Consider the following 9,100-nt stretch of genomic DNA (forward strand, 5'->3'; position numbering starts at 1 on the left):
AGTCTCCGTATTTTGCCTAAGCGGTATGTAAACTTAAACTTTAATGTTCGGATTTTTCCTTTCTAATTACTCTTTTGTCCCAGCCTCATCTTGAGGGATAAAGTGTTTATGTCTTCGTCATTTGAGAAAAGGCATAATCACTAGCTTCAATGGTTTTTTCAATATCATTATCAGTATGTGCGGTTGTTAAGAACCACGCTTCATATTTGGAAGGTGCAAGGTTTATCCCTTGACTTATCATCAAATGGAAAAATTCTGCAAATTGTTCACCATTAGTTGCCTCTGCCTCAGCATAGCTAGTGATGTTCTGATCAGTAAAATAAACAGTCAGTGCACCTTTTAATCGGTTAATCGTTATTTGCACATCATGTTTTTCGGCCGCTTTCAATAATCCCTGTTCTAACTTGGCTCCTAAGCGGTCTAATTCTTCGTAGATTCCGTGTTGTTCGAGTACTTCAAGACAAGCAATTCCCGCAGACATTGATGCAGGGTTGCCAGACATTGTGCCTGCTTGGTAGGCAGGGCCAAGTGGTGCGACTTGTTCCATAATTTCTTTCTTACCGCCATATGCACCGATCGGTAAGCCACCACCAATGATTTTACCTAGAGCTGTCATATCGGGTTCAACACCTACTAATTGTTGGGCTGATCCATACGTGAAACGAAAGCCAGTGATCACCTCATCGTAAATGACTAGTGCTCCGTGTTCGTGAGTGAGTTGATTCACTTGTTCTAAAAATCCAGGCTTTGGTTCAACAATACCAAAGTTGCCGACAATCGGTTCCACTAAAACAGCGGCAATTTCCGTGCCCCAATGAGATAAAGCTTCTTTAAAAGCTTCGATGTCATTGAATGGAACGGTAATCACTTCTTGAGCGGTCGCTTTTGTTACGCCAGCGGAATCAGGATTACCTAAAGTAGAAGGTCCTGAACCAGCTTCGACTAATACAGAATCAAAATGCCCATGATAGCAACCAGCGAATTTAATCACTTTCTCTCGATTCGTATACGCACGAGCGACACGTACGGTGGTCATCACCGCTTCAGTACCTGAATTGACGAAGCGGACTTTATCCATCGAAGGAATGACTTCTTTTAACTTTTCGGCAAAAATGTTTTCTAGCTTTGTTGGTGTACCGTATAGCACTCCATTTTCTGCTGCTTGTTGAATCGCTTTTGTAATGTGCGGATGGGCATGCCCAGTGATGATGGGGCCAAATGCACCTAAATAGTCAATATATTGGTTTCCGTCAACATCCCAAAAGTGCGCCCCCTTGCCTTTATCCATATATACCGGCGTGCCACCACCGACACCTTTATAGGCACGAGATGGTGAGTTGACCCCTCCAACAATGTGTTCTTCTGCTTCTTTATGTAAAGCTTTCGATTGTGTAATATCCAACATAAAACCTCCAATAATAGAAAGTACCATATATAGTATAGCACTTTCTTATATTGGAGGGAAAAGCCTTTAGCTCACATGACTTCTTTTAGCTTGCGAATATACAATCCGCGAATGAAGAAGAAATAAATGGCATAAATCGCCAAATAGCAACTGATGAGCAATAGGCTTGGCATGAAAACAGACGATGTGAGCATATTTTGCAATGCTTTAAACGCAAAGCTAGCGTGAATCACAGCTACCGAAAATGGAATAAAGAATAGATAGGCCACTTGTTTTGTTGCAATTTTCTTCATTTCTTTCACTGTTAAACCGATTCGATACAATGATCGATAACGACTGACATCATTATCTAAATCCTGATACATCTTGAAATAAAGAATCGAACCAGCTGCTAAGAAAAATAGAACACTAATAAATAATCCAAAGAACAAAGCAAAGCTTAATGAATTTTTTAAGGTCAGATAAATTTGAGCTTGCGTGTCAATGCCTGTTACAATCTCACGATCTATCATGTGGGTGCTGTCGTAAATTGCTTCTGCATGACTCGACCAATTATGAATAGAGAAAGCAACGTAACGATACTGCTCGTTTGGTTCTTGTACACTTGCATAGTGTTGATACATTTCGTCTGATACGACAATCGTGTAGCGGTTATGTGTATTTTGATTGACAATCGTATCCATCGTTTGGACGGTGAACGTTTCTTCGACATTTTCAGAAGTAACGGTCAACTCATTTGCAAATTCCTCTTCACCGGGTGTTAGATACCGCGGGAGCATAACAACCATTTCATCGTTACTCACGTCAATATCGACAGTATTCCCATTTAATTTTTGTAACTGTTTATAGTTTGAAACTGAAAGTAAATCGACCCAGATGTCTTGATCCATATGATGAATTTTTGCTTGGGTTCTTTCCATCGCTAATGATTGATAGTCTATCCCTTTTTGCTCCAATTGTTGTTTAAATGTACTTACTTCGTCATCCATGTTTGCAATGTGTTCTTCACCTTTACTTAACAGACTCACATCTTGTGCTACGAGAGCTTCTGCTTCAGTTTTCGCACTTTGATAAGCGCCGAACAATACCCCTGAAGCTGTAAATGCCACGGCACTTAAAATGGTTACGAAAAATAACAAACGAGAATGATCTTTTAACTTGTAATACAGATCAGAAATGGTAAGTAAATTTGTTTGACGAAAATAGATGGACTTATTTCTTCTCAGTAAGTTGATCAATGCGACACTGCTTTGCGTAAATAACAAATACGTACCTGGAATGATCAATAACAAAATAGGAAACATTCGTGGAAATATCGAAAGTAAATCAGCTGTCCAAGCAAGCGAATAAGCTGTAATTACGAGTCCTAAGCCAATGATACTTAATATCCAAGAGAACTTCGGCACACGTTTAGCAGCCTTTGCCCCGCGGAATAAGTCAACCACAGCATTCGTTCGCATCGTCCAAGTGATCGCCAGTGTATTTAATTCAAACATGACAAAATAGCTGACTACGGTTAATAGAACGGCTTTCGGTGCAATGGCAAAACCGAGCGACCCGTCGATATCAATCATGTTTGAAAATCCCATAATAAATACATTAGCAAACAATGTCCCGATTAATAAACCAGCAACAATAGACACACAACCGATAATCGTGTTTTCTAATATGAGTAATCGATTCAACTGTCCTTTACTAATCCCTAACGTCATTAATAGGCCGTATTCTTTTTTGCGCGATTTAATAAATGCACCGGTCGAATACATGACGAATAAGAAAGAAAAGCTGAAAATAATGATCTCAACAGCTGCAATTCCTCGTTGCACCGTTTGCCGAAATTCATGCCCGTCGATTTCAGGGTGAAACATAATGACAGCATAAATGAAAAAGACGCTAACGGAAAACATGCAACTAAAAAAGTAACTCATGTATTGCCGGGCATTTCGTTTTACATTATTAAAGGCGAATTGTTTGAAGGTCATCGGTATCGCCTCCTAGCATGGACTGGACATTGAGAATATCTTGGAAGAAGTTTTGTCGCTGATCACCTTTGTGCAATTCATTAAAGATTTTTCCGTCTTTAATAAATAAAATGCGTTCACAGAAACTAGCGGCAAATGGATCGTGTGTCACCATCAATGTCGTTGCATGCTGTTCTGTATTAAGTCCAGTCAGTGCTTCCATCACTTGCTTAGAAGACTTTGAATCAAGGTTACCGGTTGGCTCATCAGCAAAAATAATGGAAGGTTCGTGAATCATCGCCCGCGCAATAGCAGCTCGTTGCAATTGACCGCCTGAGACTTCATATGTTCGATTTCGCAATATGCCATCAATGCCTAACGTATTTGAAATGTGTGCAAGTTTTGTTTCCATTTCTTTTACTTTTCTCCCGTCTAACGTGAGCGGAAGCATAATGTTTTCGGCAATAGTGAGTGTATCTAGTAAATTGAAATCTTGAAAAATAAATCCCATTTCTTTTCTACGGAATGTAGCTAACTTTTCTTTTGACAGTTTGGTTATATCTGAGCCATTAATCGTTAAAAATCCAGCAGAAAGTCGATCAATGGTTGATAATAGGTTAAGTAAAGTTGTTTTTCCACTACCAGATGGGCCCATCACACCGACAAATTCTCCTGCTTCAATATTCATGGATAAATGATCGATTGCTTTATGTTCGATTCCTTTCTTGCCACCATATATTTTTGAAATACTTTTTGCTTCTACAATTGCCATAACTTATCTCCTTTCGATTGAGCTTACTAACTATTATATAAAGGAATGGTTCGTATACCTATTGAATATTCTTTCAATATAAAAAAGAAATCTTACAAAAGTGTAAGATTTCCGTCATCCTTGATCAAAACGAAGTGTAATTGTAGTCCCTTTTCCTTCAACTGATGAGATAGACAGTTCGTGATCAAGTGCTAGGCAAATCAGTTTAGCTAAGTGTAGTCCCATTCCCGTTGATTCTCTATATGTGCGCCCGTTCTCGCCAGTGAAAAAAGGGTCAAAAACACGTCGGATATCTTGCGATGGAATTCCAATTCCCTCATCTTGAATATGTAAGTAAATGGCTTTATCAGCACGCGTCGTATAAAACAGAATATTACGATTGTCTCCATTCGAATATTTAATCGCATTGCTCGTGATCTGTTCAATGACAAAACCTAACCACTTCTGATCGGAGTAAATCATGAGATCGCTATCGATATCTATCTTTGGATATGTCCGATGTCGAATAAAGCTTGACTTGTAATCATGAATCACTGTTGTCACTAATTGCTTTATATATAGCTGATCGACATGAAAATCACGTTCAAATTGTTGCAGCCGCGATTGATATAAAGCCAATTGAAGTCCGTGTCTGATCCTGTCCAACTCTTCATCAAGGTTTTGACGAATCGAAAAAGGGATTTGCTCTTGTTCTTTTTCCAATAACAGTTGGATGACTGAAACAGGAGTCTTCATTTGATGAATCCACTGTTGCGTAAATAAGCTTTCTTGTTTCTTTTCGATTTGTAATTGATCAAACTGTTGACGAAATTCTTGATATTGCGCCTCATAATGGCTAGCGATTTGTTTCGTGAGCTGGTTAGGGCTAGAAGGCATCCATCCTTTTTCATCGGTTTGTTTCGAGCTGAACTGATAAATTTCTCGAAATCTAACATAGCGAAAGAGAAGAAAAATGAGTAAACACCCTGTGGCAAGGATGAAAATATAAATCAGTGTACCGATAGGAATGACTGAACCATGTAATGAAGTCGCTAAATGGACAACAATCATTAGTAATACCATTTGTAAGTAGAAAAACAGAATCCAGCTTAATTGATCTCGTAAAAATGCGATCATCATTCCCACACCTTTTCCAGTTTATAACCAGCACCACGTAAGGTAAGAATGGCATCATTAATGCTAGGCTCGAGAATTTTTTTCGCAGTCGCGTGATATTTACACTTAAGGTGTTATCATCGACGAAATCTTGCTCATCCCATAATTTTTCTAATAAATACTCTCTAGATATGACTTGGTTCGGGTACTCGAGTAGGGCTTGAGCTAGGAGGCATTCTTTTTTGGTCAACCATTCATACTTGTCTTGATAGGATAATGTAAATGAGGCTTTGTTTAGTATGAGGCCTTCAATATCAATCCATTCACTTGGCTGACTCGTGCGGTACTCACCATAGACACGGCGAAATAGGCTTTTGATTTTTGCTAATACAACCTCTAATTGAAATGGTTTTGTTATATAATCGTCAGCCCCATTTTCAATTGCCATGACTTGATCCATTCCGCTATCCCTTGCTGAAATGAAAATAATGGGGCATGTGCTAACAGAGCGGATTTTCCGACACCAGTAGAACCCATCAAAACGGGGTAAATTAATGTCTAATAGGACGAGTTCTGGCTGTATGTCTTCAAATTCTTGTTGTACGGCATCGAAATCGTTGGCAATCGCGACATCATAATTGTACTTTTTTAAAAAATCTTGCAAAATGGATCCGATCTTATCGTCGTCTTCTACAATATAAATTTGCATAGGAATCCTCACCTCTATACGTCTATCGTAAACGAAAAATTGGAAAAAGAAAATATGATTGTTATCAAATGCAATGAATGTGAATTATTTGAGTCTTGTCGTGATATCCAGTACCCTTATAAGTAAGACAATGAAATGGAGGGATCTTTGTGAGCATAGAAGTCGGACAAGAAGTAAAAGATTTTACTTTAAAAAATAACGAAGGACAAGCAGTTAGCCTTTCAGACTATCGTGGACAAAATGTTGTACTTTATTTTTATCCAAAAGATGATACACCAGGTTGCACGACTGAAGCATGTGACTTCCGTGATAACCATGAAAGCTTCAAAGAATTAGATGCGGTGATTTTAGGTGTCAGTCCAGATTCGGAGGAAAGCCATAAGAGCTTTGCTGAGAAACACGATTTACCATTTGAATTGCTTGTCGATGAAGACAAAGAAGTGGCTGAACAGTTTGGTGTATGGCAATTAAAGAAAAAAGCAGGAAAAGAATCAATGGGCATTGTGCGCTCTACTTTTATCATTGATAAAGAAGGCGTATTGCAAAAAGAATTCCGCCAAGTTCAAGTCAACGGTCACGTGGAAGAAGCGCTTAATTATATAAGAGAAGAAATGTAAAGTGTAAGCTATTTTGCTTACGCTTTTCTTATGAAAAACATATTGATTCTCATTTTCCATATACTTATATTGACAGAGGATCATTTGTAGGAGTACACTAATTGTAAGAATTATAATTTAATAATGATATTTCATTCGTTTGCGTATGGAAATCATTTTTCTAATTTTTTGTAGAAAGTGAGGTGCATGGCGGTGTCAGAGCAAATGCTTCAAGAAGCAATTGATAAGTTGAAATCGTCTGGCGTACGAATTACACCACAGCGTCATGCGGTGTTGGAGTTTTTATTAAATGCTGATACACATCCAACTGCTGATGATATCTATAAAGCGTTAGAGGGAAAATTCCCGAATATGAGTGTTGCAACGGTTTATAATAACTTGCGTGTATTTCGTGAAATTGGATTAGTTCGTGAGTTGACATATGGTGATTCTTCGAGTCGCTTTGACTGCAATACGGAGAAACATTATCATATTATATGTGAAAGTTGCGGAAAAATCGTCGACTTCCACTATCCAAGCCTTGATGAAGTTGAATCATTAGCAGAGCAAATTACAGGATTTGATGTAAGCCATCACCGTATGGAAGTTTATGGCGAGTGTCAAGAATGCAAACAAGAAAAAAACCAAATCGTATAAACGAAGAAAACACACGATGCAATTTGCACGTGTGTTTTTTTAATGTTATTTGCCATGATCATTTTGTTTCTTTGAGTTATATTTTTCGTCGAATTCTTTTCCCTCTAGATCCTTGTCCAATGTTAATGGTTGCTTGCAATGCATACAAGCATCGACGCGCCCAAGCATCTTTGTTTGTTTCTCACATGTTGGGCAAATAATCGGAACAGCTTTCGTTGATAACATCCCGATCCAAAAATACACAACGGTACTAAATACGATCGCTAGCATTCCAATAATCATGAAAATAAGCATTAACCATTCTACATTTTTCACTAGTAAGCCGACATACATAATCCCCATACCGATGAAAATCAAGCTAAGGGCAAATGTGCGAATATGATTGATCTTACTTTTGTATGTTAAGTCTGCCATATGTCCTGCCTCCAAGATAACGTATCCTCTACATTATACCATATCCATTATCTCGTACCAATTTCAATGTATGTATGAGGGATGAAGACTTCGACAAAATCACGCGTGCGGAACGCGGAATTTTGGGTAAAAAGTAATAAATTGTAGAAAAAAATAAATTTTTTCGCAATAAAAAAAGGGATTATTCATTTGATATCGAAATAATTATAAGATTGGTATGAGAAAGAGGGGATGAGATTGGAGGATATTTTACGGCCGATATACCAAGAAAGGGCCAGTAAACCCAACACGTTAGGTATATTAATTATGGAAAAACAAGAAGCTGTTAGTCCAGAAACAGATGACTTTGATTCCATTCTGTTAGTGATTGTAAAGGATGCAGATAAGGATTGGTTGGTGAAACATTATGAATTTGGTGATCAATCAGCTGCTTTACACGTGATCGATCAGGAGTTATTAAATGAGTGGATGGATACAAGTGCTTATCGAAGAGCAGTCGAATGGATTATTAATGGAAGAATACTTTATGACAGAAATGAATATGTAGCGAATTTAAAAGAAACGTTACGAATCTTTCCATATGAGAAGCGTTCATTACGTCTTGCGATTGAGTTTTCCAAAATTACGAGAAGTTATAGTGAAGCAAAAAACTTATATGATTCGGGAAACTACTTAGATGCTTATAGTCGTCTGTTGCGTTCATTACATTATTTAGGACGGATTGCTATTATTGAAAAGGGACATCATCCAGAAGTGTTAGTATGGAATCAAGTGAAACGGATAGAGCCAGAAGTCTACAAGCTATATGAAGAGTTAATCCGTAGTACAGAAGATACGAAGAAACGTGTAGAGTTAATGTTGCTTGCTATTGATGTTTCCTTGAATCAGCGAATTGATGTCTGTGCCCCGCATTTATTAGAGGTTATGCAGGAGAAAGAAGAACCGTGGGGATTCGGTGAATTAAAAACCCATCCTCAAGTGGCGCCGTACATGTATGATCTCGTTAGTATGGTGGAGTATCTCGTGTCGAAAAATATAATTGAAGTTGTATTGGAGCCAACGAAAAGTGAAGGCATACGTCATCGGAAATATAAAATCAGTGAATCCGCATCATAAATCGATGCATCAGAGTAGGGGAAGTAAATGAACTTCTGCTACTTTATTTTTTTTAAGATATATCGCACAAATACGGGTACAATACATAGTATAAAGATGTGCCTATAGAAATTGAAAAAACAATTGACACTATATTTTCTACCATGTTATATTATTAATCGTCGCTGAAAGACAGATACCTCATAAAAACAAATGGGCTTTAGATGGAAGAGGGTTGATTTCCTTGTTTCATCAGTTAAAAGGTAAGTAAGAATATTTACCTTATGAATTGTTCAACAAAAAATATTTTGGTGTTGTTGACAGCGAACTTATCAAATGTTACTATATAAAAGCTGTCGCATTGAGACGGCAAAACATTGATCTTTGAAAACTGAA

8 protein-coding genes and 1 pseudogene are annotated in these 9,100 nt (G+C 37.8%); 3 read left to right on the forward strand and 6 right to left on the reverse strand.

What is annotated here, in order from left to right; genetic code table 11:
• Nucleotides 1–106 precede the first annotated feature (106 nt).
• The 5 genes and pseudogenes from J416_RS09410 to J416_RS09430 form a co-directional block, all read right to left on the reverse strand.
• Nucleotides 107–1,402, reverse strand: a complete 1,296-nt coding sequence (locus J416_RS09410) for a glutamate-1-semialdehyde 2,1-aminomutase (RefSeq protein WP_003469468.1) — start codon at nucleotides 1,400–1,402, stop codon at nucleotides 107–109.
• A gap of 74 nt (nucleotides 1,403–1,476) precedes the next feature.
• Entirely contained in the window at nucleotides 1,477–3,387 is a 1,911-nt protein-coding gene (locus tag J416_RS09415; protein ID WP_003469470.1) for an FtsX-like permease family protein, read from the reverse strand.
• On the reverse strand, nucleotides 3,362–4,138 hold the full coding sequence (locus J416_RS09420) for an ABC transporter ATP-binding protein (protein WP_003469473.1): 777 nt from the start codon (nucleotides 4,136–4,138) through the stop codon (nucleotides 3,362–3,364). Before J416_RS09420 ends, J416_RS09415 begins: the two co-directional genes overlap by 26 nt.
• Before the next feature lie 114 nt (nucleotides 4,139–4,252).
• Nucleotides 4,253–5,254, reverse strand: a complete 1,002-nt coding sequence (locus tag J416_RS09425) for a sensor histidine kinase (RefSeq protein WP_040513309.1) — start codon at nucleotides 5,252–5,254, stop codon at nucleotides 4,253–4,255.
• Nucleotides 5,254–5,942: pseudogene (locus tag J416_RS09430) on the reverse strand (response regulator transcription factor). Before J416_RS09430 ends, J416_RS09425 begins: the two are co-directional and overlap by 1 nt.
• 149 nt (nucleotides 5,943–6,091) lie before the next feature.
• Between J416_RS09430 and bcp the strand changes: the two are divergent.
• Nucleotides 6,092–6,559, forward strand: coding sequence for a thioredoxin-dependent thiol peroxidase (gene bcp / locus J416_RS09435; RefSeq protein WP_003469488.1), 468 nt, complete (start codon nucleotides 6,092–6,094; stop codon nucleotides 6,557–6,559).
• 186 nt (nucleotides 6,560–6,745) lie between these two features.
• Nucleotides 6,746–7,195 (forward strand): peroxide-responsive transcriptional repressor PerR, encoded by a 450-nt coding sequence (gene perR, locus J416_RS09440; protein WP_003469489.1) that lies wholly within the window; start codon nucleotides 6,746–6,748, stop codon nucleotides 7,193–7,195.
• Between the two features lie 45 nt (nucleotides 7,196–7,240).
• Here perR and J416_RS09445 read toward each other — a convergent pair whose 3' ends face one another.
• The gene (locus J416_RS09445; RefSeq protein WP_003469490.1) at nucleotides 7,241–7,609 is read right to left on the reverse strand and encodes a YgzB family protein; all 369 of its coding nucleotides are present in this window, start codon (nucleotides 7,607–7,609) and stop codon (nucleotides 7,241–7,243) included.
• 237 nt (nucleotides 7,610–7,846) lie between these two features.
• Between J416_RS09445 and J416_RS09450 the strand changes: the two genes are divergently transcribed.
• Nucleotides 7,847–8,725, forward strand: a complete 879-nt coding sequence (locus tag J416_RS09450; RefSeq protein WP_003469491.1) for a nucleotidyltransferase-like protein — start codon at nucleotides 7,847–7,849, stop codon at nucleotides 8,723–8,725.
• Nucleotides 8,726–9,100 lie beyond the last annotated feature (375 nt).

The sequence above is a fragment of the Gracilibacillus halophilus YIM-C55.5 genome, from assembly GCF_000359605.1.
In the GTDB taxonomy this organism is placed as follows: domain Bacteria; phylum Bacillota; class Bacilli; order Bacillales; family Amphibacillaceae; genus Gracilibacillus; species Gracilibacillus halophilus.

Coding starts and splice junctions, on each gene's coding strand:
- J416_RS09415 (WP_003469470.1), bottom strand. CDS start 3,387: ATGACCTTCAAACAATTCGCCTTTAATAATGTAAAACGAAATGCCCGG.
- J416_RS09420 (WP_003469473.1), bottom strand. CDS start 4,138: ATGGCAATTGTAGAAGCAAAAAGTATTTCAAAAATATATGGTGGCAAG.
- J416_RS09425 (WP_040513309.1), bottom strand. CDS start 5,254: ATGATCGCATTTTTACGAGATCAATTAAGCTGGATTCTGTTTTTCTAC.
- perR (WP_003469489.1), top strand. CDS start 6,746: ATGGCGGTGTCAGAGCAAATGCTTCAAGAAGCAATTGATAAGTTGAAA.
- J416_RS09445 (WP_003469490.1), bottom strand. CDS start 7,609: ATGGCAGACTTAACATACAAAAGTAAGATCAATCATATTCGCACATTT.